The organism is Micromonospora arida (assembly GCF_042873195.1).
Classification (GTDB): domain Bacteria; phylum Actinomycetota; class Actinomycetes; order Mycobacteriales; family Micromonosporaceae; genus Micromonospora; species Micromonospora arida.
Genome location: NZ_JBIALC010000012.1, coordinates 151,640 through 172,060, shown reverse-complemented (window position 1 = coordinate 172,060; position 20,421 = coordinate 151,640). Strand labels below are relative to the sequence as shown.

Genomic DNA, 20,421 nt, shown 5'->3' with positions numbered 1-20,421 from the left:
ATCGGTGACGCGCCGTGAGCTACGCGAAGGTGCTCTGCGTGGGACTGGTCGGCGTGACCGGCCACCTCGTCGAGGTGGAGGCCGACCTGGCCGCCGGTCTGCCGGCGGTGGTGATCTCCGGTCTGCCGGACACCGCCCTGCACGAAGCCCGCGACCGGGTCCGCGCCGCCGTGGTCAACTCCGGCCAGCGCTGGCCCAACCGGCGGATCACCCTCAACCTGCTGCCCGCCACGCTGCCGAAGTTCGGGTCGGCCTTCGATCTGGCCATCGCCGCAGCGCTGCTGGGCGGCTCGGGTGAGCTGCCGCTGCTCCCTCTGGAGGGGGTGGTGGTCCTCGGCGAGCTGGGGCTCGACGGGACGGTGCGGCCGGTGCGCGGTGTGCTCCCGATGGTCGCCGCCGCAGCCCAGGCCGGCATAGCGCGGGTGATCGTCCCGGTCGGCAACGCCGGCGAGGCCGCCGTCATCCCCGGGGTACGGGTGCGAGCGGTGGACAACCTGCACCGGCTGGTCGCCTTCGTTCGGGACGGGACCCCGCTGATCGACCCACCGGCGGACATCCCGGAGCCGCTGGCCGGTGGGCCGGATCTCGCCGACGTCGCCGGGCAGCAGATGGGTCGGCGCGCCCTGGAGGTCGCCGCGGCCGGCGGGCACCACGTGGCACTGCTCGGCCCCCCGGGCGCCGGCAAGACGATGCTCGCCGAACGGCTGCCGTCGATCCTGCCCGAGCTGGACGACGACGCGGCGCTGGAGGTCACCGCGCTGCACTCGGTCGCCGGGCTGCTGCCGCCGGGTGGTCGGCTGCTGCGTCGCCCGCCGTTCCAGGCGCCGCACCACACCGCGACCGTGCCGTCGCTGGTCGGGGGCGGCTCGGGGCTGGCCCGACCCGGCGCGGTGTCGCTGGCGCATCGTGGGGTGCTCTTCCTGGACGAGGCTCCCGAGTTCAGCAAGGGTGCGCTGGAGGCGCTGCGCCAGCCGCTGGAGCACGGCCGCATCCAGCTGAGCCGCAGCGGAGGCGGCACCGTGTACCCGGCCCGCACCCAGTTGGTGCTGGCTGCCAACCCGTGTCCGTGCGCGAAACCGGCCGGCGATGCGCACTGCGAGTGTTCGCCGCTGGTTCGCCGCCGCTACCTGGGCAGGCTCTCCGGGCCCCTGCTCGACCGGATCGACGTCCAGGTACGGCTGATGCCGGTGCGGGCGGCCGAGCTGATGGCGACCGACGGCGATGTCGAGCCCTCGGCGACGGTCGCCGCCCGGGTGGCGGCGGCCCGGCAGGCGGCGGCCAGCCGCTGGGCCGGCCTCGGCCGGCGGCTCAACGCCGAGGTGGAAGGGCCGCACCTGCGCCGACCGCCGTGGCGGCTGCCGGCCCGGGTCACCGTGGAGCTGCGGGGCCGGCTCGACTCCGGCTCGCTGTCGGCGCGCGGCTTCGACCGGGTGATCCGGATGGCCTGGACCATCGCCGATCTCGACGGCCGCGACCGACCTGACCAGGACGACGTCCGGGAAGCGCTTCAACTACGGACGGGGGAGGCGACGTGAGCGCCGAGGAGGAACGAAGGCTGGCCCGGATCGCCCTGACCTGGTTGGCGGAGCCGGGCACGCGGGCGGTGTATCACCTGGTCGAACGGCACGGCCCGGTGGCGACCCTGGATCTGCTGCTCGACGGCGGCAGTCCGGACGGCTGGCTGCACACCACGGTCGCCGCACGCTCGGCGGCCGGTGACGCGCGGGCAGTGGCAGCGGAGGCCCTGGATCGGGCGGACCGACTGGGTGCCCGCCTGGTCACGCCGGACGACGAGGAGTGGCCGGCCCAGGTCGCCAGCCTGGCCGCGTTGCGGCTGCCTGACGTCAGCCGCCGCGTGGATGGTGAGACCGCCCCGCCGCTGTGCTTCTGGGTACGCGGAAGCTGGCCGCTCGGCGAGGCTCTGGATCGTTCGGTGGCCGTGGTCGGGGCGCGGGCGGCCACCGGTTACGGGCAGCACGTCGCGACCGAGCTGGGTTACGGCTTGGCGGAGCGGGACTGGACGGTCGTGTCCGGTGGCGCGTTCGGCATCGACGCCGCCGCCCACCGGGGCGCACTCACCGCGGGCGGTCTGACCGTCGCGGTGCTCGCCTGCGGGCTGGACCGTCCGTACCCGATGGGCAACGCCGCGCTCTTCGACCGGATCGCCGAGACGGGGCTGCTGGTAAGCGAGTGGCCGCCCGGTGCCGAGCCGCTGCGGCCCCGGTTCCTGATCCGCAACCGGGTGATCGCCGCAGGCACCCGGGGCACCGTCCTGGTGGAGGCGTCGGCGCGCAGTGGCGCGACGCAGACCGCGCGGCGGGCCATCCACTCCAATCGGGTGGCCATGGTGGTGCCGGGGCCGGTGACCTCGGCGATGTCTGTCGGCGCGCACGAGTTCCTGCGCGAGTACCCCGACAAGGCCCGGCTGGTCACCGGGGTGGCGCACGTGCTGGAGGAGGTGGGTCGGATCGGCGCGGACCTGGCCCCGCTGGCGCGTGGGCCGCAGCGGGCCACCGACGCGCTGGACGACGAGGCACGGTCGCTGCTGGAGGCGTTGCCCCGCCGAGGTGCGATGGGCGTGGACCGGCTCTCCGCCCGCGCCGGCGTCGACCTACGGACCGCGTTGCGCAAGCTGTCGCTGCTGGAGGAGCTGTCCATGGTGGTCCGTCGCGACGACGGTTACGCCCTCGCCCCATCCGCCAACCGGAAGCGTGCGGCGGCGGAGACGTCCGCTCGACCTGTTACCTGAGCGGATGCGTCACCGCCACCCGGCCGGGATGCCGTAACCGCTCGTGGTCGGGATCCCGGCCAGCCGATACTGCCGGTACCGTGCCCGGTCATGGGTGCAATCAAGCCGTGGCACATCAGCGTGCTCTGCTGTCTCGTCGTGACCGCCGTGCTCGTCGTCGGCTTGGCCGTGTTCCTGAGCAAGAGGAACAACCGCCGGTAGTCGGGGGTGGACACCGGCACCGTCGTGTCCGGTGACGCGGGCGGACCGGCGGCCCAGGCCGGCGTCGCGCGGGTGATCGTTCCGGTCGGCAACGCCGCCGAAGCCGCCGTCATCCCGGAGGTACGGGTGCGAGCGGTGGACACCCTGCACCGGCTCGTCGCCTTCGTTCGGGACGGGACCCCGCTGATCGACCCACCGGCGGACATCCCGGAGCCGCTGGCCGGTGGGCCGGATCTCGCCGACGTCGCCGACGTCGCCGAGCAGCAGATGGGTAGGCGCGCGGCCCTAGAGGTCGCCGCGGCCGCTATCGGCAAGCCGGGTTGAGGAATCACGTGAATGCTGCCGGCCTCGTTCCGGGCGGCCTGGCGCCGCGGAGCAGGTGGCGCCAGGCATGGCCGGGTCGATGTTATTGCGGGAGTGCGTTGATCACGTTCCCGATGACTCGGAGGAAGTCTCCGAGGTCATGAAGGTTCCCGATCCCGATGCCGACCGCGATCCAGCCGAGGCGGCGGGACATGCGGAGGTCGAGCTTGAGTCGGAGGATCGGGTCAGGTGGGCTGGGTGGTTGCTCCTGGTTCACGCTGCGCTCGCTTCGGGTCGTGGCTGAGCCTTCGGACGCATCCAGCGGGCGAGCCGATATTGATAGAAACTGGTCGATCCTGTCGGGGTGAGCGGCGCTTCCTTGAAAACCTCGCGCCGTTCGACCAGGTCCAGCTCGCGGAGCCTCTTCAGCCCGCGCAGGGTGGTGTCGGCCGACCACCCGTACCACTCGTCCATGCGCTCGGCCGGGAACGCGTGCCAGGGCTTCTCCGCAGCGATCGCGAGGAGCATCGCCAGCCCGGGCAGGCCGACCTTCGCGTCGTAGCCTTTCGTCCAGAACGTGACGGGAAGGCGGAGGTAGGCGTCCTTGTCCGCAATGCCGGGCCGGGTGTAGTCGTAGCCGGAAGCGTCCTCACGGAGCAGGGTCACCGAGATCTTCCGGCTGCCGCGAGCCCGGGTGAGCTTGACGAGGTCGCGGTCCGCGAGACGGTTCAGGATGCGCCAAGCCGTGGTGCGGGCGCCCTGTTCGGTGCCGGTGAAGAGGTGGGCGTCGAAGAGCCGGGCCCAGACCAGGCTGTCCAGTTCGGTGGTCCAGCCGTCCTCGTTCACTTGGCTGTTCGCGGCGACGGTGATCAAGTAGGCGCGCACGCCGCGTGCGTCACCGTTGGCGACGAACTCCTTGAGAGGCCCGTGGCGTGGATCCTCTCCGGGTGGTCGCTGAACGAAGACCCGGCGGAGTGGGACGGTGGATCGGATGGCGCGCTTGAGAAGTGCTGCCCGGGTCGCCTCGCCGGTGACTACCGGCTTCTCGACTTTCGGCTGACCGCTGCGTGTGTTGTTCATGGCCGCCAAGGTAGGTCATGCAGCCCGCCGAACCCAACCGCGACAGCTGCCCTGAATCTGACCGTTCCAGCGGGTGTAATAGTCATGCCCGCCATGTAAGACCCGTAATGCAAGCACCCACTGCGAGGACCATGCGATAACCCAATGCTAGGCAGCTGACCCGAGCCAGCGGCGGGCCCTGGCGGTTGGGGCGGGTCCTGCTTGTCACTTCGGCGCGGAAGGCCAGCCATTTCGTCGAGATCCACGAGCGTGAGGGCTTTGTCCCTCTTGATCCCATTACTGGGGTGATCCCGCTGGCGCCGGTCCGGCTCACCGGTCAGCGCGGCGGAGAAGGCCAGCCGCTTAGTCCGCAGCCGGAGATCCCGCTGCGGCCGTCCACGGGGTCGCCGTGCTCAGGTGGAGGTCGAGCAGCTGGCTCAGGACGACCGCGGGCAGGTCTGCGGCGCGCAGAACGGGCATCGCGGCCATCACCACGCCGCTCACCCCGCCGGCGCGGAGCCGCTCGACCAGCGCGATCAGCCGGGGTGAGCCGTGGACGGCCTCACCGGTCAACAGCGCCGGCCCATCCAGGAGTCCCCAGGCGAGCTTCTGCCGGACCATCGGCAGAGTCGCGACCGAGCTGACCGCCTCGCGGACTGCCGAGTTGGCTGCCGTGTCGTCGATCGCGGTGATCAGCGAAACGGTCACTTCAGAGGAATCGTGTTCGGGTTCGAGCGGGCATTGGGCGCAGCGCGGCCGGCCGTGCCGGTCCCGGGTGGCGACCACCCGCTGTTGTCCGCAGGATGCGCAGGGCTCGCCGAACGGCTGCCGTCGATCCTGCCCGAGCTGGACGACGACGCGGCGCTGGAGGTCACCGCGCTGCACTCGGTCGCCGGGCTGCTGCCGTCGGGTGGTCGGCTGCTGCGTCGCCCGCCGTTCCAGGCGCCGCACCACACCGCGACAGTGCCGTCGCTGTTGACATGGGCGGAACCCGTCCCCCCGCGTGCGGCGATGCCCCCGACCATAGCCGAGGGCATGGCTCTTAAAACCAGCGGAAGTGGCCGGCGTCGCGGTGTCGGCTGGCGGCCAGAGCGGCTTTGACCCACCCGAGGAACCGCCCGTAGTGCTCGACCGGATCGGGCGGGGCCCAGTAAAGCTCGGCAAGGTCGCGGTCCGCCTCGGTCAGGCAGTCGGCCATGTCCACCCCGAGCGACCTCGGCTCGTCGGCGTAGTCGGCCACGAGTTCGGCCTTCGCCTGCTCGCACGGCCAGGGGCGGACACAGTTAGCGCAGAACCAGAAAGGGCGGACGGGCGAGTGACGCTGCCGGGTCACCGCTGCACCCCCCGGTATCGGACCGACGACCACCGACTCAGCCGGCGCAGGGGTGGGCGCTCGTTGTGGATGACCGAGTTCACCGACCCGAAGGTCACCCCGGGGGCCCGGGTCGCCCGCTCCAGGTCGCCGGCGATCCTCGCGATAGCGGCCAGGCGACTGCGCGCGTCGAAGAGCTGCCGCCGGGCCAGTCGGAGCGACGTTTCAAGCTCCACCACCCGCTCGTGTAGTCGCTCCAGTTCTACTTCCGGTTCCACGTCAGCCTCCAGGGGGTCGGCACCCGCCCCTGCCGGGCTCGGCCTCCAGCAGGGGCGGGGCGTCTCCATCGGACCTCGACTCTTACCCCCCTGTCAACATGGGCGCGCCAATAGAAGCGCGCTCATATTGACCTGATCGCCTCGGTCTACCTTCGTTGCCATGGGCAGAGGGCCGGGCGAGCTGGTGGCAGCGGGCGAAATCCTCGCCATGCTCGGAGTGGGCCGGTCGCGATTCCGCCAGATCCGGGAGCACCCCGCCTTCCCCGAGCCGTACCAGGTCCTGAGCGTCGGGGCGATCTGGTTGAAGGTCGACGTAGAGCGTTACATCCGGGAGCACCGTCGCCCCCGCCCGGCAGACGAGGACGAGTAGCCCCGTCCACCCGCCCGGAGGCCCTCCCGTGACACGAAGCGGCCCGGCGGGTGCCGTAGCACCCCCGGGCCGTCTCGGGACTTCCGCGACTCTGCAGGATGGCCGCCGCTTCCCAGCCCCGCGTAGTACCAGCTCATGTCGGGTTCCAGGCCGAGGACCTCGTTTACCAGCGCCTGGAGGGCCTGCTCGACGTTTACCAGCGCCTGGAGGGCCTGCTCGACTTCGTCCTCTTCGTCGTCGCTCTTAATCGACACGAACAGCTCCGGGTTGCAGGGGCCACGATGTACACCGCGAGCACCGAGATTTCCCCCTCGGTCCGGGGGCGAGGCTCTCGTCCGCCCAGTCGGCGGCCACCCCCAGCGCGTAGGTGATCTCGTCTTCCAGGTGATCCAGTTTCATTCCGCTGCCTCCTCAATCTCGGTGAACTTGCCGGCGCGACGGTCTTGGCCTCGCCGGCTTTGGTGGTGTAGTTGGCCGTGCCGTCCGGGGCAATGCTGGCCCCCGCGTAGACGTGCTTGCCGACTTTGATCACGGCCGTCCGGGGCTGTGGCTCGGCCTTCGGGGCCTTCCTCTTGGCGAACTTGTACAGCCGCCCCGAATGCCGGCCTCGACCTGGTAGCCGAACCCGAAGGCCCGAGAGGCGGCCAGCGGAGTCGCCCTCGTGGGTGGTGCCGCCCTCCGTCCAGCGGACGGTGTAGCCGGCGACCCCCGCCCGGATCAGCAGCGACTTGAGCTTGGCGTCGTGGCCCTGGGCAAACTGCCGGTTGGTCGGCCGGTCGCAGCCGGTCTCCTCAACTGACCACGCACCCGACGGCTGCAGTCCAGGTGGCTCTCGGCATACACATCGCGTTTGGGTTGCGCCTGCTCGACCAGGGCCCTACGTCGGACCGCCCGCCACTCCGGGTCCGGTGAGGGCCCGAATGTCCTCGGGACGCAGCACCCGGGCGAGCGGCGTTGTTCGCCCGAGCCGGCCACCCGCAGGATTCGCAGGGCAGTCTGCGAATCGGCTCCGCGCGCCAGGGCGAGCAGGTTCGGATTTGGTTGTGGGCCTGGGCTTGGTCCATCGGTCCCCCGCAGGCCAGGCAGGCGCACTGACACTTCATCCGACAAGCGGAACACGCGGGCCAGTGTCGGGTTTTACTCGAATCCCCTCCCGAGACGAGGAGGGAGATGAACGCGGACCCATCGCGGCGTTGTCCAGCAGGTTCGGCTCAAAAGCGAGGCAGCCTGCGGCAGGCAATCGACTTCGAATTGTCCAGTTTGCGCTGACCTGCCACGACCGTGGCAGTACGGCGTGTCGGCAATGGCAGGGCGCGCGGCAGTGTTGACATCCAACTGTCGCGATGACATCTTGCGAAGCAAGGCGAAGAGCCGAGGGCTGGAACCCACCGCAGGTCCAAAGGGACCAGTGTGTCTAGTGGAGGTCCACCCTCGATGGGTAACAACGTCACCTACCGCATCCTGCTGTTGATCGTCGCCTTGCTCGCGGCCAGCCTGGTCGGCGTCATCGTCGGCTGGGCCGCTCGGACTGCCGAGCCGAGCAACGGCAGGGCCTTGATCGCTGGGGGCACCGCTTTCGGCGGGACGCTGGCCCTGATCATCACCGCGTTCAATTTCGTCATGAGCACCGATGCCTAGCGCCGCATTGGTGGGGTGACTCGCTCGGCCATATCCTCTAGGGCCTGCGCGACGACGCGACGTGCCTCGCTGGTCGACATGCCCTGGATTTGCTGGATCTGAGGCATTGGCCTGGCCTTGACCAGGTGGGATCGTTTGAAGCAGGCGTGATCCAGAGTAGGGTCACCGCACGTCTCAACGGAGGTCCACCCGCGATGGGTATCAACGTCGCCACCCGAGTGCTGCTGTTGGTTGTCGCCGTGTTGGCGGCCAGCCTGATCGGCACCGCTGCAGGCTGGATCAACTGGGCGACCGAACGGAACGCGGGCAAGGCCATCACCACCGCAGGGGCGGCCTTCGCTGGTGCGCTCGCCCTGATGATCGTCTCGTTCAACTTCGTCATGAGACGCGATGAGTGATCGGCGGCTCGGTGCCCGGCGATGGCAATGATCCGAATATGACCAGTAATCGTCGTCTTGACAGAGTCGGTCTGGGCCGACTCAGGTTGTGCCATCGACACCGATGCGCCACTCCAGCTTGACACCGACCATTCCGGTCTGACAGCCTGCGCAGCAGGCGGGAACCTCCGACGCAGGTCCAAAATGGATCGCTGTGTCCTGAAGGAGGATGCCCCGCCATGGGAAGTGATTTCCCCATCCGTCTGCTCTGCCTCACCGTCGTGATCCTCGGGTCGAGCTTGGTCGCGGTCATCGCCGGCCTTGTCTCCTGGTCGATCGAGCCGGGGGTCGGCAGGGCCATCGTGACCGGTGCGGTCGCGTTCGCCGGCTCGGCCCCCCTGATCTTCGGGGCGATCACCTACCTGACGAAGCGCGAGGCGTGACCGGCTGTCCCGGCGATCCCTGGCGAGGGCTGGGGTCGCCCGGACAGCCGGGCAGCGAGGCGGCCGAGCTTTTGGAGTCGGTTCGCCTGGTGGATCAGCTGATCCATCGCCTTGCTGTCGTTCTCGTCCAGCCCTCGGGTAACCCGGGCCGGGGTGTCGAGCACGACCAGCACCGGCCGCAGCAGTTCAACCACCATCCCGAGCGCGTCGAAGCTGCCGGGCTCGCCGACCTGCGGGGCGTGGGCGAGGAAGTGAACCTTCCCAGTTGCCTGGCCACTGACGTGGCGTTGCCGCCAGGCCCGCGCCCGAGCCTGCACACCCCGGTCGTCCTCGGCCGCGACGTAGAGCACCGGTCCGGCCTGGGCAACCTCGTGCCCCCACCAATCGCGCCCGGTCGCGAGCGAGTGGGCGAGGGCCAACGCGACGAACGCCTTGCCATTGCCGAGTTCACCGACCAGGTAGGCCAGCGCTCCCCGGGGCAGCACCTGTCCACCAGCCAGTCGACCGGGGGCCGCGAGTCGAACTCGTCCTCGCTGAACAGCGACGCCTTGAGGGCGACGTACTGGGGCGACTCGTACGGGTTCGGCTTGGCCTGCGGGAGCGGCACCCCCACCGGCCCAGCCGGGAGGCCCGGCGAGAGGCGCGGAGGCACCACGGGGCCGTCGCCGGGGTCCTGGAGGCGTTGCCCCGCCGAGGTGCGATGGGCGTGGACCGGCTCTCCGCCCGCGCCGGCGTCGACCTACGGACCGCGTTGCGCAAGCTGTCGCTGCTGGAGGAGCTGTCCATGGTGGTCCGTCGCGACGACGGTTACGCCCTCGCCCCATCCGCCAACCGGAAGCGTGCGGCGGCGGAGACGTCCGCTCGACCTGTTACCTGAGCGGATGCGTCACCGCCACCCGGCCGGGATGCCGTAACCGCTCGTGGTCGGGATCCCGGCCAGCCGATACTGCCGGTACCGTGCCCGGTCATGGGTGCAATCAAGCCGTGGCACATCAGCGTGCTCTGCTGTCTCGTCGTGACCGCCGTGCTCGTCGTCGGCTTGGCCGTGTTCCTGAGCAAGAGGAACAACCGCCGGTAGTCGGGGGTGGACACCGGCACCGTCGTGTCCGGTGGCGGAGGGGGACCGGCCGTAGGCTGGTGCCGTGTCAGCCGTCAGTGAGGGTGCCGGGGCCGAGCAACCGGCCGGCACGTCGGCGCGGCCCCGGTGAGCCGGGCGGACCGGGGCACCCGGGCCATGCACCAGGCACTCCCGCCAGCGTTACGCGACGCTGTCGACGACTTCGCCGAGCACCTGTCCCGGGTCCGTAACCGGTCGGCGCACACCGTCCGCGCGTACGTCACCGATCTGGTCTCGCTGCTCGACCACGCCGTCCGGATGGGCTGCGTCGACCTCGCCGAGCTGGATCTTTCGGTGCTGCGCAGTTGGCTGGCGCGGCAGCGCACCACTGGCGCGGCCCGCACGTCGTTGGCCCGGCGGGCCGCCTCGGCACGGGCATTCAGCGCCTGGGCACACCGGGCCGGTCTGCTCCCCGCCGACGTGGGCGCCGCGCTGGCCAGCCCTCGCGCGCACCGGGAGCTGCCCAGCGTGCTGCGCGCCGACCAGGCCGCCGCTCTGGTCGAGGCACCGTCCCGGCAGGCACCGCCCACCAACCCGTCACCCACGAACCAGGCGCGCACGGACCCAAAGCTCCCGAACCAGGCGCGCGCCGACGCAGAGCGGACGGACGCAGCGGCCGGGCCGGCGTCGTGTCCAGCGGACGGGGCCGAGGCGGTGCCACTGCGGGACCGGGTGCTGCTGGAGCTGCTCTACGCCACCGGCGTACGGGTGAGCGAGGCGTGCGGGTTGGACGTCGGAGATGTCGACCACGGCCGGCGGGTGATCCGGGTGTTCGGCAAGGGCGGGCGGGAGCGCTCGGTGCCGTACGGGGTGCCCGCCCAGCGGGCGTTGGACGACTGGCTTCGCCGGGGCCGCCCGGCGATGGTGGGCGCCCGCTCCGGCGACGCGCTGCTGCTGGGTGCCCGGGGTGGTCGTCTCAACCCGACGACCGCGCGTCAGATCGTCGGTGCGTACGCAGAGACCGCCGGACTGCCCCGGACCAGCCCGCACGACCTGCGCCACTCCGCGGCCACCCACCTCCTGGAGGGCGGCGCGGACCTACGCGCCGTGCAGGAGCTGCTCGGCCACTCGTCGCTGGCGAGCACGCAGATCTACACCCACGTCTCGGTCGAGCGGCTGCGCGCCGCCTACCGACAGGCGCACCCGCGCGCCTGATCAAGGGCCGCAGGGCGGGCACGCACGCCTGATCAAGGGCCGCAGGGCGCGCACGCGTGGCGGTTACGATCATCAAGTGAGCGTCCCGAATCCCCCTGAGCCGATCCCGGGCGCCCGCCTGCTCTTCTCCCTGGACCCGGCGGTCAGCCACCTCAACCATGGCTCGTTCGGCGCGGTGCCGATCGGCGTGCAGCGCGCCCAGCAGCGGCTGCGCGACGAGATGGAGGCGAACCCGCTGCGCTTCTTCACTCAGGGGCTGGTCGACCGGATCGCGCACACCCGCCGGCACCTCGCCGGGTTCCTGGGCGCCGACCCGGACGGCAGCGCCCTGGTGGGCAACACCACCACCGGCGTCGCCGTGGTGCTCCAGTCGGTGGACCTCAAGGCCGGCGACGAGGTGCTGAGCACCGACCACGGGTACGGAGCGGTGAGCCTGGCCATCCAGCGCGAGTGCCGCCGCACCGGCGCGGTCAGCCGGGTCCTGCCGATCCCCCTGGCCGCCACCGACGAGCAGATCGTGCAGAGCATCCGCGCCGGCCTGCGCCCCGGGCGGACCCGGCTGCTCGTCGTCGACCAGCTCACCTCGGCCACCGCCAAGCTCTTTCCGACCGCCGCCATCGTCGGGGTGGCCCGCGAACACGGCGTGCCGGTCCTGGTGGACGCCGCGCACGCCCCGGGCATGCTGTCCACCGCGGTGGCCGGCATCGGCGCCGACTTCTGGGTGGGCAACCTGCACAAGTGGGCGTACGCCCCACGCGGGACCGCCCTGCTGGCGGTGGCGCCGCGGTGGCGGGACCGGATCGAGCCACTGGTGGTGTCCTGGGAGCAGGAGTCGGGTTTCCCGGCCCGGCTCGAGTGGCAGGCCACGCTCGACTACACGCCCTGGCTGGCCGCCCCGGCGGGAGTGTTCACGATGCGCAGTCTCGGCGTCGACCGGGTGCGGGCGCACAACGCCGCGCTCGCCGCGTACGGCCAGCGGGTGGTGGGGGACGCGCTGGGGGTGGCGCCCGCCGATCTGCCCGACCCCGGCGGACCGGGGGTGGCGCTGCGCCTCATCCCGCTGCCGGCTGGCACGGGCACCACGATCGACGCGGCGCGGGCGTTGCAGGCACGGATCGGTGAGCGGCTCGCCGCCGAGGTGGCGGTGATGAGCTGGAACGGCCGGGGGTGGCTGCGGCTCACCGGCCAGGTCTACAACGCCGCCGACGAGTACGAGCGGCTGGGCGCACGGCTGCCGGCACTGCTCGCCCAGCGCTGAGCGGCCGGCCGGGAGCGGACCGGCCGGGAGCGGACACCGGGGCCGGACCGACCGGGAGCAGGCGCACCGGGCCGAGGCCGAGCAGGGCGAGCGGGTCGAGATATTCCTCGCCCCGGCGAAGGCCCCAGTGCAGGCACGCCTCGGCCGGGCACCCCGGATGCCCGGGCAGCAGCTCGCCCAGCGGTGCGCCGGCGGTGACCGGCTGGCCGGGGCGTACGGCGGGTTGGACCGGCTCGTGGGTGGTCCGCAGCCCGTCGGCGTGCCCCACGGTGACCACCGGTCGACCGGCCACCAGACCGGCGAAGAGCACGGTGCCCGGCCCGGCGCTGCGGACCACCGCTCCGGCGGGAGCGGCCAGGTCGACGCCGCGATGGCCAGGCAGCCACGGTCGCGGCGGCGGGTCGAACCGGCGCACCGGACGGGGAGGCCCGTCGACCGGCCAGCGGAACCGCCCGGCGGGCGCCGGGTCGACGACCGGCACGGCCCCGGCCGCGACCGGCATGGTCGGGGCGACGACCGGCTCCCCCAGGGCCGCGACCGGCACGGTCGGTGTCGGTGGTTGGCCGGGCACCGCCGCTATCAGCACCGCCAGCCCGCAGAGCTGGACGGTCAGCGCGAGCGGGAGCGCGGCGCAGAGCAGCACAGTGCGGCGGATCGAACGGACGGTTGGCTGTCGCATGACGGCAGCCTCCGGCCGACGCCTGGTCGTCCGCCAGCTCGGCCGACGGGGCTGTGGACAACCGGAGGTGCTGTGGACGACCACCCAACGGCGTCGATGATCTGTTATGCCAGGGACGGCGGGAAGCCGTCCACGACCCGCCGCGCGAACGCCGCCGTACCCTCCGGTGCCGTTTTCGAGCCGCCACGGAGGGCCTAGGCTGGGCCGCGTACGGCGGGTGCCGCCGTCTGTACCGGGGAGGCCGCATGACCACTCTCGATGACCGGACGTCGTACCCCACCGGGCCGACGGTGGGCGACGTGAGCGGCCCGTCCCGGCTCGCGGAGCCGGACGAGACGATCAGCGCCGAGGAGTTGCAGCTCGCGGCCCGCAACCACGGCATCCCGTTGGAGGCGCTGCGCTACGACGTCACCCCGGCCGGGCTGCACTACCTGCTGATCCATTACGACATCCCGGAGCTCGACCCGGCGGCGCACACGTTGACCATCGGCGGTGCCGTGGACCGTCCGTTGACGGTCACCCTCGCCGACCTGCGCGAACGGCCCCGCGTCACCCGGCAGGTGACCCTGGAGTGCGCCGGTAACGGGCGAGCCCTGCTGCACCCCCGGCCGGTCAGCCAGCCCTGGCTGGTCGAGGCGGTCGGCAACGCGGAGTGGACCGGCACCCCCCTCGCTCCGCTGCTGCGGGAGGCGGGCGTCGACCCGGACGCGGTGGACGTGGTCTTCACCGGCGCGGATCACGGCGTGGAGCGCGGGATCGAGCAGGACTACCAGCGGGCGCTTCCGGTCGCCGACGCGCTGCGCGAGGAGGTGCTGCTGGCGTACGAGATGAACGGCGCTCCCCTGCTGCCGCAGCACGGTGCGCCGCTGCGGCTGATCGTGCCGGGCTGGTACGGCATGGCGCACGTGAAGTGGGTCCACTCCATCGAGGTGCGGACCGAGCCGTTCGAGGGGTACCAGAACGCGGTGGCCTACCGGGTACGCCGCGACGCCGACGACCCGGGAGTGCCGGTCACCCGGATCGAGCCGCGGGCGCTGGTCCGCCCGCCCGGCTTCCCCGACTTCATGTCCCGCCGTCGGGTGCTGCGACAGGGCCCGTGCACGCTGGATGGTCGGGCCTGGTCGGGGCACGCCCCGGTGGTCGCCGTGGAGGTGACCACCGACGGCGGGCAGAGCTGGGCGCCGGCCGAGCTGGACCCGGCGGACGCGGGGGACTTCGCCTGGCGGCGCTGGCGGCACGAGTGGGTCGCCACCCCCGGCCGGTACGTGCTCGGCGCGCGGGCCACCGACGCGTCCGGGCGGACCCAGCCGGTCGAGCAACAGTGGAACCGTGGCGGCTTCGCCAACAACATGGTGCAGCGGGTCGAGGTCGTGGTGCCGGCCGAGTGATCGGCGGCGGGTGTCACGCCACGGGTGGGGGGCCCGTGGCACGGCCCGGCGGCTCGGGTGCGCTCAGCCGCCGAAGCCGGAGTCGGCGGGCAGTGAGATGTCGGGCTTCTCCAGCTCCTCGACGTTGACGTCCTTGAAGGTCATCACCCGGACGTTCTTCACGAAGCGGGCAGGACGGTACATGTCCCACACCCAGGCGTCGTGCATCTCGACCTCGAAGTAGACCTCGCCGTCGGAGTTACGCACGTGCAGGTCGACCTGGTTGGCCAGGTAGAACCGGCGCTCCGTCTCCACCACGTACGAGAATTGGCGGACAATGTCGCGGTACTCCCGGTAGAGCTGCAGCTCCATCTCGGTCTCGTACTTCTCGAGATCTTCCGCGCTCATCGCACTCCGCCTTCCATGGCCACATCTTCCCCCACCGGCGTCGGAGGCCGAGGCTGCTCGCCCAACGCCACGCCGACGGTACCCCCTGACGCCCAGGAGCGCTCCATCGGCTCATCCGAGCCGTGGCCGCCGGGCCGTCGAGCGCGCGGCGGCCGGCCGTCGCGGCCGGAGACCGCGGCGACATTGACGTACGAGAACCGATGCTCCCGGCACGGCCCGTGCTCCCGCAACGCCGCCGAGTGCTCCGGGGTGATGTACCCCTTGTGCTCGGCGAAGCCGTACGCCGGGAACACCCCGTCCAACTCCACCATGAGGCGGTCCCGGGTGACCTTGGCCAGCACACTGGCCGCCGCCACGCACGCGGCCACCCGGTCGCCCTTCCACACCGCCAGCCCGGGCACACCCAGGCCGTCCACGCCGAACCCGTCGGTCAGCACGTACTCCGGGCGGGTGGTGAGCGAGGCGAGCGCCCGGCGCATCGCGGCCAGGTTGCACACGTGCAGACCCCGGGCGTCGACCTCCTCGGCCGGGATGACCACCACGGCGTACGCGAGCGCGCGCTCCACGACCTCCGCGTACACCCGTTCCCGGCTGGCCGGGGTCAGCAGCTTCGAGTCGGCCAGCCCATCGATCTCGCCACGCCGCCCCTCGGGCAGCACCGCCGCGGCGGCGACCAGCGGACCGGCACACGCCCCCCGGCCCGCCTCGTCGGCGCCGGCGACGTGCCGGAAGCCACGCCGCTGCAACGCCCGCTCCAGGGCGTACAGGCCGGCCTCGCGGCGCACCACGGTGCGCGGCGGGGTCAGCACGACGCCTCGCCCTGGCCGGCGGTGGTCGACTGCCCCAGCCGGGTCAGCAGGGCGGGTAGTTCGGGCGGGTAGAACCGGTCACCGCTGGCCGCCAACTCGGCCGGAACCCACCAGCGGTGGTCGGCGATGCTGCGTCGCTCGATGTCGTTGAAGCCCGTGGTGTCCACCCGCCAGGAATCCACCCCGAACAGGAAGAAATCCTGCTCCTGGCGGTACCAGATGCCGTCGAAGGAGAACTCGGTCGCGTCGGACCACACCGGCTCGCCCAACTGGGCCGGGTCGAGCCGCAGGCCGGTCTCCTCGGCCAACTCCCGGGCCGCGCCCACTGCCGGCGCCTCCCCCGGATCGAGCCCACCGCCGGGAGTGAACCAGTATCGGTGCCCGGGTCGGGCCGGGTCGAAGCCCTCGAACAGCAGGACCCGGCCGGCCGCGTCGACGAGCAGCACGCGGGCCGCGCGTCGAGGGGTGTAGACGGTCACCGCACCAGCCTGCCAGACCGAAGACGGATCGCCCACGCCCCGTACGGCCTACGGCTTGGGAATGCCGTCGAACCCGTCGGGCACCGTCAGCCAGGTGGCCCGGCTGACCGGCCAGAAGACTGTGAACGCCCGCCCGACCACGTCGTCCTCGGGGATCGTGGCCTCGGTGATGTTCTGCTGGGACTGCTGCCAGTGCTCCAGTGAGTCGCCGGAGGCCGACCGGTGGTCGCCCATCACCCACAGCCGGCCCTCCGGCACGGTGATGTCGAACTCCTGGTCGGCGGGCTTGTCCCGAATCCCGTCCATGGAGAAGATGTACGGCTCGTCCAGCGACTTGCCGTTGATCATCAGCCGTTCCTCGGGGTCGCAGCAGACCACGTGGTCCCCGGGGATGCCGATCACCCGCTTGATGAAGTCCTCACCGTCGGGGTTGCCGCTCCACGCGGTCGGAGCCTTGAACACGATCACCTCGCCGCGGTGCGGTGACCGGAAGTCATAGACCAACTTGTTGACCAGCACACGGTCATCGATCTTGAGAGTGTTTTCCATGGACGGGGAGGGGATGAAGAAGGTCTGCAGCACGAAGGCGCGGACCAGCACCGCGACCAGGATCGCCACACCCAGCAGGATCGGCAGCTCCTTCCAGAAGGAGCTGCGCGGCTTGTCGGTCTGCTCGTCAATCACGCCAAGGAGCCTACGTTGCCCGGCTGGACGGCACCGTCCGGAACGCGCGGGAACCACGTAGCGCGGCTGCCAACGGAAGCATCAGCAGCACACCGCCCTGCGGAGTCGGTCGCGCCGGAGTCGCACCGGGCGACGCCGTGGCCGGCCCGGAGACGTCCTCGAACGTGGACGGCACCGACAGCGCATTCCACCGCGACGACGGCCAGACCACCATGAAGGCCCGGCCGACCACGTTGTCGATCGGCACCGGCCCCTGGCAACGCGCGTCCTGGGAGACCTCGCGGTGATCACCCATCACGAAGATCTGACCGGGCGGCACGACGATCTCGTCGAAGCGCCGGGAGCGACACTCCGCCGGGTTGGGTGGCAGGTCCAGGGGGGAGTCCCGCAGGACGTACGACTCGTTGAGCGGCGTGCCGTTCACGGTCACCCGACCCTGACTGTCGCAGCACTTGACCCGGTCACCGGGGAGACCGATCACCCGCTTGATGAAGTCCTTCTCACCGGGGCGACTCACCCCGACCAGGTCGCCGACGGTGCGGCCGAGCCGGCCGGCGACGCCGGGCTTCGGCTGCTCGTCGACCTGCGGCGCCCAGCGGTCGGTGCCCCGGAAGACCACCACCTCGCCGCGCAGCGGGTCACGAACGTCGTAGACGACCTTGTTGACCAGCACCCGGTCACCGACGAGGAGGGTGTCCTCCATCGAGCCGGACGGAATGAAGAACGCCTGGAGCAGGAAGGTGCGGATCAGCACCGCGAGGCAGAACGCGACCACCAGCAACAGCGGCAGCTCCTGCCAGAGAGGCATCTGCCGGCGGGTGCGGCGAGCCCGTCGGCGCCACGGATCGACGGTGCCGTCCTCGTCAAGCGTCTGCACCACGCCACTCCCCGGTCCGCAGAAACACCACCGCCCGGGAGCCTCGTCGAGGCTCCACGGGCGGTAGTGGACAACTGCCCGCCTCCTAGGCGGGACCGCCGCCTCGCTGCGCCCGTACCGACCAGGGTAATGCGCTCTGGTCGGTACGGCATACGCGCAGCTCGGGCGGCGTGGCGAGCGGGAAGTCAGCTGGGCTGCTTCTCCCGCTTCTCCTTGATCTTGGCCTTCTTGCCGCGCAGCTCGCGCAGGTAGTAGAGCTTGGCGCGACGCACGGCACCGCGGGTCACGACCTCGATCCGGTCGATGCCCGGGCCGTTGAGCGGGTAGGTCCGCTCGACGCCGACACCGAAGCTGACCTTGCGGACCGAGAAGGTCTCGCGCAGACCGTCACCCTGGCGGCGGATCACGACGCCCTGGAAGATCTGGACACGGGACCGGTTGCCCTCGACGACGCGGGCGTGCACCTTGACGGTGTCACCGGCCCGGAAGTCGGGAAGGTCGGTCCGCTTCGACTGGGCGTCAAGGGCGTCCAGGATGTTCATCGCTGCGTCCTCGTAAGGCTCACGGCGCACCGTCACTCGGTGCGCGGGTGGGTGATTCTGATTCCCGGGTGGTGATCGGCGAACCGACCCCGGTCGGGGATCCTCGCAGCCGACCGCGGGCGCGGACGGATGCGGCAACCCCCCTACTTTGCCACATCCCCCGGTGGAGGCTGAAATCCGGCCTGGTCCAGGGCCGCGATGTCCCGTTTGTCGAGCCGATCGGCCGGCAGCGCGGCCAGTAGGTCCGGCCGGCGGGCGGCCGTGCGCAGCAGCCCCTCCTCGCGCCGCCAGCGAGCGATCTTGCCGTGGTCACCGGAGCGGAGCACCTCCGGCACGTCGTGCCCACGCCAACTCGGCGGCTTGGTGTAGATCGGCGCCTCCAGCAGCCCGTGCGCGTGCGACTCCTCGTCCAACGAGCCCGCGTTGCCCAGCACCCCCGGCAGCAGCCGCGTGACCGCCTCCAGCATCACCAGGACCGCGACCTCGCCGCCGAAGAGCACGTAGTCACCGAGCGACACCTCGGTGACCGGCATCCGGGTGGCGGCGTGTGCCAGGACCCGCTGGTCGATCCCCTCGTAGCGGCCGCAGGCGAAGAGCAGATGCGACTCGGCGGCCAACTCGTACGCCATGGCCTGGGTGAAGGGGGCACCGGCGGGCGACGGCACCAGCAGCCGGGGCGGCGCGGCGTCGACCGGCGCGAGGGCGTCCAGTGCCGCACCCCACGGCTCGGGGCGCATCACCATTCCCGGCCCGCCACCGTAGGGGGTGTCGTCGACCGTGCGGTGCACGTCGTGGGTCCAGGTCCGCAGGTCGTGCACGGCGAGTTGGAGTACGCCGTTGGCCCGCGCCCGTCCGATCAGCGACAGGTCCAGCGGGGCGAAGTACTCCGGAAAGATCGACACGACGTCGACGCGCATGCGTGCTGTCCTAAAGATCGAGCAGTCCGGCTGGCGGATCGACGATCACACGTCCGCCGGCCAGGTCGACCTCCGGAACGATCGCCCGGACGAACGGGATCAGGGCGGTACCGCCCTCGGGCCGCCGCAGCACCAGCAGGTCCGACGAGGGGGCGTGGTCGATGCGGGCGACCTCGCCCAGGCGTTCACCGGCCGGGGTCACCACGGCCAGCCCGACCAGCTGGTGGTCGTGGAACTCCTCCGGGTCGTCCGGCGGGGCCACCTCGGCGCTGTCCACCACGAGCAGCGTCCCGCGCAGCGCCTCGGCGGTGTTGCGGTCCAGGATGCCGTCGAACGCGATCAGCACCCGACCCTGGTGGAAGCGGGCTTCCTCGATGGTCAGCTCCGCGGGAACCCGGAACGGCACCCCGGGCTCATCGCTGGCCGGCGGGGGTGTCGCCCCCGGCTCAGCGCCCGGCACAGTGTTGCGCGCAGGCGGGGGCTTCGCCCCCGGCTCAGTGCGCAGCACTGTACCGGGGGCGAACCGTGCCTCGGGCTCGTCGGTCCGCACTTCCACGGTGACCTCACCGCGGACACCGTGCGGCTTGCCGATCCTGCCGACGACGAGCTGCATCAGTACGAGTCGACGATGTCGACGCGAACCCCGCGCCCGCCGATGGAGCCGATCACCTGGCGCAGCGCCTTGGCGGTCCGACCGGACCGCCCGATCACAGTGCCGAGGTCCTCGGGGTGCACGCGGACTTCGAGCCGCTTGCCCCGACGGGAATCGACCATCCGCACCCGGACGTCGTCCGGGTGGTCGACGATGCCCTTGACCAGGTGCTCCAACGCCGGACGCAGTGGCATGTCAGGCCTGCTCACCGGCGTCGGCAGCGGCCGGGGCCTCGGCCGGAGCCTCGGTCTTCGGCGCCTCGGCCGTCGGAGCCTCAGCCGGAGCCTCGGTCTTCGGAGCCTCGGCAGCCTTGGCGGCCTTCTTGGCCGGCTTGGCCGGGGTCTCCGGGGCGAGCCCGGCGGCGGCCTTCGCCTCAGCCTCGTACGCCGCCTTGCGGTCGGCCCGCTCGGGGGCGACCAGGAGCGGCGGCGGGGCCGGCAGGCCCTTGTACTTCTGCCAGTCACCGGTCAGCTCCAGCAGCCGCTGCACCGCCTCGCTCGGCTGAGCGCCGACGGACAGCCAGTACTGGACCCGCTCCGACTTGACCTCGATGATCGAGGGGTCTTCCTTGGGCTGGTAAACCCCGACGAACTCGATCGCCCGGCCGTCGCGCTTGGTGCGCGAGTCGGCGATGACGATGCGGTACTGCGGGTTGCGGATCTTGCCCATCCGCAGGAGCCGGATCTTTACGGCCACAGTTGTTTCGCTCCTGTTGCGATCTCACCGGCCCAAACGGGCGGTGTGCAT

Annotated in this window: 26 protein-coding genes and 2 pseudogenes; 12 read left to right on the top strand and 16 right to left on the bottom strand. The window is 71.6% G+C overall.

The genetic code is table 11. The annotated features are described in order from the left end of the window. The first annotated feature begins 14 nt into the window (after nucleotides 1–14). The 3 genes from ACFYP0_RS27920 (at nucleotide 15) to ACFYP0_RS27910 (ending at nucleotide 3,274) form a co-directional block, all read left to right on the top strand. Nucleotides 15–1,535, top strand: a complete 1,521-nt coding sequence (locus ACFYP0_RS27920) for a YifB family Mg chelatase-like AAA ATPase (protein WP_355502199.1) — start codon at nucleotides 15–17, stop codon at nucleotides 1,533–1,535. Continuing rightward, nucleotides 1,532–2,749 (top strand): DNA-processing protein DprA, encoded by a 1,218-nt coding sequence (locus tag ACFYP0_RS27915; protein WP_355502196.1) that lies wholly within the window; start codon nucleotides 1,532–1,534, stop codon nucleotides 2,747–2,749. Before ACFYP0_RS27920 ends, ACFYP0_RS27915 begins: the two co-directional genes overlap by 4 nt. 207 nt (nucleotides 2,750–2,956) lie before the next feature. Beyond that, on the top strand, nucleotides 2,957–3,274 hold the full coding sequence (locus ACFYP0_RS27910; protein WP_355502194.1) for a hypothetical protein: 318 nt from the start codon (nucleotides 2,957–2,959) through the stop codon (nucleotides 3,272–3,274). 252 nt (nucleotides 3,275–3,526) lie between these two features. Here ACFYP0_RS27910 and ACFYP0_RS27905 read toward each other — a convergent pair whose 3' ends face one another. Beyond that, nucleotides 3,527–4,342, bottom strand: coding sequence for a hypothetical protein (locus ACFYP0_RS27905; RefSeq protein WP_435796166.1), 816 nt, complete (start codon nucleotides 4,340–4,342; stop codon nucleotides 3,527–3,529). A 333-nt stretch (nucleotides 4,343–4,675) separates the two neighbouring features. Beyond that, nucleotides 4,676–5,020, bottom strand: a complete 345-nt coding sequence (locus tag ACFYP0_RS27900) for a hypothetical protein (RefSeq protein ID WP_355502191.1) — start codon at nucleotides 5,018–5,020, stop codon at nucleotides 4,676–4,678. Nucleotides 5,021–5,047: 27 nt separating this feature from the next. Between ACFYP0_RS27900 and ACFYP0_RS27895 the strand changes: the two are divergent. Next, a pseudogene (locus tag ACFYP0_RS27895) lies at nucleotides 5,048–5,290 on the top strand (ATP-binding protein); the annotation flags it as partial. Between the two features lie 64 nt (nucleotides 5,291–5,354). On the opposite strand, the gene ACFYP0_RS27890 reads toward ACFYP0_RS27895, so the two are convergent. Both ACFYP0_RS27890 and ACFYP0_RS27885 read right to left on the bottom strand, forming a co-directional pair. Continuing rightward, nucleotides 5,355–5,645: a flavin reductase gene (locus ACFYP0_RS27890; RefSeq protein ID WP_355502188.1), complete on the bottom strand. Its 291-nt coding sequence runs from the start codon at nucleotides 5,643–5,645 to the stop codon at nucleotides 5,355–5,357. Next, on the bottom strand, nucleotides 5,642–5,902 hold the full coding sequence (locus ACFYP0_RS27885) for a hypothetical protein (protein WP_355502185.1): 261 nt from the start codon (nucleotides 5,900–5,902) through the stop codon (nucleotides 5,642–5,644). Before ACFYP0_RS27885 ends, ACFYP0_RS27890 begins: the two co-directional genes overlap by 4 nt. Before the next feature lie 160 nt (nucleotides 5,903–6,062). Here ACFYP0_RS27885 and ACFYP0_RS27880 point away from each other — a divergent pair, with 160 nt between their 5' ends. The 4 genes from ACFYP0_RS27880 to ACFYP0_RS27865 all read left to right on the top strand — a co-directional run bounded on the left by ACFYP0_RS27880 (nucleotide 6,063) and on the right by ACFYP0_RS27865 (nucleotide 8,730). Continuing rightward, nucleotides 6,063–6,272, top strand: a complete 210-nt coding sequence (locus ACFYP0_RS27880; protein ID WP_355502182.1) for a helix-turn-helix transcriptional regulator — start codon at nucleotides 6,063–6,065, stop codon at nucleotides 6,270–6,272. 1,434 nt (nucleotides 6,273–7,706) lie between these two features. Next, a complete protein-coding gene (locus ACFYP0_RS27875; RefSeq protein ID WP_355502179.1) occupies nucleotides 7,707–7,910 on the top strand; it encodes a hypothetical protein in 204 nt (67 codons plus the stop codon). A gap of 194 nt (nucleotides 7,911–8,104) precedes the next feature. Next, complete coding sequence (locus tag ACFYP0_RS27870) at nucleotides 8,105–8,308, top strand: hypothetical protein (protein ID WP_355502176.1); 204 nt, start codon at nucleotides 8,105–8,107, stop codon at nucleotides 8,306–8,308. Between the two features lie 218 nt (nucleotides 8,309–8,526). Next, complete coding sequence (locus tag ACFYP0_RS27865; protein ID WP_355502173.1) at nucleotides 8,527–8,730, top strand: hypothetical protein; 204 nt, start codon at nucleotides 8,527–8,529, stop codon at nucleotides 8,728–8,730. On the opposite strand, the pseudogene ACFYP0_RS27860 reads toward ACFYP0_RS27865, so the two are convergent. Continuing rightward, a pseudogene (locus tag ACFYP0_RS27860) lies at nucleotides 8,706–9,248 on the bottom strand (AAA family ATPase); the annotation flags it as partial. The gene ACFYP0_RS27865 and the pseudogene ACFYP0_RS27860 sit on opposite strands and share 25 nt — an antisense overlap. 188 nt (nucleotides 9,249–9,436) lie before the next feature. Between ACFYP0_RS27860 and ACFYP0_RS27855 the strand changes: the two are divergent. The 3 genes from ACFYP0_RS27855 (at nucleotide 9,437) to ACFYP0_RS27845 (ending at nucleotide 12,260) form a co-directional block, all read left to right on the top strand. Beyond that, nucleotides 9,437–9,607 carry a hypothetical protein gene (locus ACFYP0_RS27855; protein ID WP_386998104.1) on the top strand — a complete coding sequence of 57 codons (171 nt, stop codon included), beginning with the start codon at nucleotides 9,437–9,439 and terminating at the stop codon, nucleotides 9,605–9,607. 357 nt (nucleotides 9,608–9,964) lie between these two features. Further along, nucleotides 9,965–11,002: a tyrosine recombinase XerC gene (locus ACFYP0_RS27850; protein ID WP_355502224.1), complete on the top strand. Its 1,038-nt coding sequence runs from the start codon at nucleotides 9,965–9,967 to the stop codon at nucleotides 11,000–11,002. 76 nt (nucleotides 11,003–11,078) lie between these two features. Continuing rightward, nucleotides 11,079–12,260, top strand: coding sequence for an aminotransferase class V-fold PLP-dependent enzyme (locus ACFYP0_RS27845; RefSeq protein ID WP_355502168.1), 1,182 nt, complete (start codon nucleotides 11,079–11,081; stop codon nucleotides 12,258–12,260). On the opposite strand, the gene ACFYP0_RS27840 is transcribed toward ACFYP0_RS27845, so the two are convergent. Further along, a complete protein-coding gene (locus ACFYP0_RS27840; protein ID WP_386998102.1) occupies nucleotides 12,181–12,873 on the bottom strand; it encodes a murein hydrolase activator EnvC family protein in 693 nt (230 codons plus the stop codon). The genes ACFYP0_RS27845 and ACFYP0_RS27840 overlap by 80 nt on opposite strands. A 311-nt stretch (nucleotides 12,874–13,184) precedes the next feature. On the opposite strand from ACFYP0_RS27840, the gene ACFYP0_RS27835 reads away from it, so the two are divergent. Further along, entirely contained in the window at nucleotides 13,185–14,327 is a 1,143-nt protein-coding gene (locus ACFYP0_RS27835; protein ID WP_124859603.1) for a sulfite oxidase, read from the top strand. Between the two features lie 63 nt (nucleotides 14,328–14,390). Here ACFYP0_RS27835 and ACFYP0_RS27830 read toward each other — a convergent pair whose 3' ends face one another. From ACFYP0_RS27830 to rpsP, 10 genes are all read right to left on the bottom strand, one after another. Continuing rightward, the gene (locus tag ACFYP0_RS27830) at nucleotides 14,391–14,714 is read right to left on the bottom strand and encodes a DUF2469 domain-containing protein (protein WP_007075222.1); all 324 of its coding nucleotides are present in this window, start codon (nucleotides 14,712–14,714) and stop codon (nucleotides 14,391–14,393) included. After that, on the bottom strand, nucleotides 14,711–15,523 hold the full coding sequence (locus ACFYP0_RS27825) for a ribonuclease HII (protein WP_355502163.1): 813 nt from the start codon (nucleotides 15,521–15,523) through the stop codon (nucleotides 14,711–14,713). The genes ACFYP0_RS27830 and ACFYP0_RS27825 overlap by 4 nt, the downstream gene beginning before the upstream one ends. Further along, nucleotides 15,517–16,002, bottom strand: a complete 486-nt coding sequence (locus tag ACFYP0_RS27820) for an NUDIX hydrolase (RefSeq protein ID WP_124859599.1) — start codon at nucleotides 16,000–16,002, stop codon at nucleotides 15,517–15,519. The genes ACFYP0_RS27825 and ACFYP0_RS27820 overlap by 7 nt, the downstream gene beginning before the upstream one ends. Before the next feature lie 48 nt (nucleotides 16,003–16,050). Then, nucleotides 16,051–16,686: a signal peptidase I gene (lepB, locus tag ACFYP0_RS27815; RefSeq protein WP_112588428.1), complete on the bottom strand. Its 636-nt coding sequence runs from the start codon at nucleotides 16,684–16,686 to the stop codon at nucleotides 16,051–16,053. Between the two features lie 10 nt (nucleotides 16,687–16,696). Then, on the bottom strand, nucleotides 16,697–17,566 hold the full coding sequence (gene lepB / locus ACFYP0_RS27810) for a signal peptidase I (RefSeq protein ID WP_355502159.1): 870 nt from the start codon (nucleotides 17,564–17,566) through the stop codon (nucleotides 16,697–16,699). Nucleotides 17,567–17,748: 182 nt separating this feature from the next. Continuing rightward, on the bottom strand, nucleotides 17,749–18,105 hold the full coding sequence (gene rplS, locus ACFYP0_RS27805) for a 50S ribosomal protein L19 (protein ID WP_088991045.1): 357 nt from the start codon (nucleotides 18,103–18,105) through the stop codon (nucleotides 17,749–17,751). A gap of 143 nt (nucleotides 18,106–18,248) precedes the next feature. Continuing rightward, nucleotides 18,249–19,022, bottom strand: coding sequence for a tRNA (guanosine(37)-N1)-methyltransferase TrmD (gene trmD, locus ACFYP0_RS27800; RefSeq protein ID WP_355502156.1), 774 nt, complete (start codon nucleotides 19,020–19,022; stop codon nucleotides 18,249–18,251). A gap of 10 nt (nucleotides 19,023–19,032) precedes the next feature. Then, nucleotides 19,033–19,635 (bottom strand): ribosome maturation factor RimM, encoded by a 603-nt coding sequence (rimM, locus tag ACFYP0_RS27795; RefSeq protein ID WP_355502153.1) that lies wholly within the window; start codon nucleotides 19,633–19,635, stop codon nucleotides 19,033–19,035. Further along, nucleotides 19,635–19,895: an RNA-binding protein gene (locus ACFYP0_RS27790; RefSeq protein WP_172862164.1), complete on the bottom strand. Its 261-nt coding sequence runs from the start codon at nucleotides 19,893–19,895 to the stop codon at nucleotides 19,635–19,637. The genes rimM and ACFYP0_RS27790 overlap by 1 nt, the downstream gene beginning before the upstream one ends. Then, the gene (rpsP, locus tag ACFYP0_RS27785) at nucleotides 19,870–20,370 is read right to left on the bottom strand and encodes a 30S ribosomal protein S16 (RefSeq protein ID WP_112588420.1); all 501 of its coding nucleotides are present in this window, start codon (nucleotides 20,368–20,370) and stop codon (nucleotides 19,870–19,872) included. The genes ACFYP0_RS27790 and rpsP overlap by 26 nt, the downstream gene beginning before the upstream one ends. Nucleotides 20,371–20,421 lie beyond the last annotated feature (51 nt).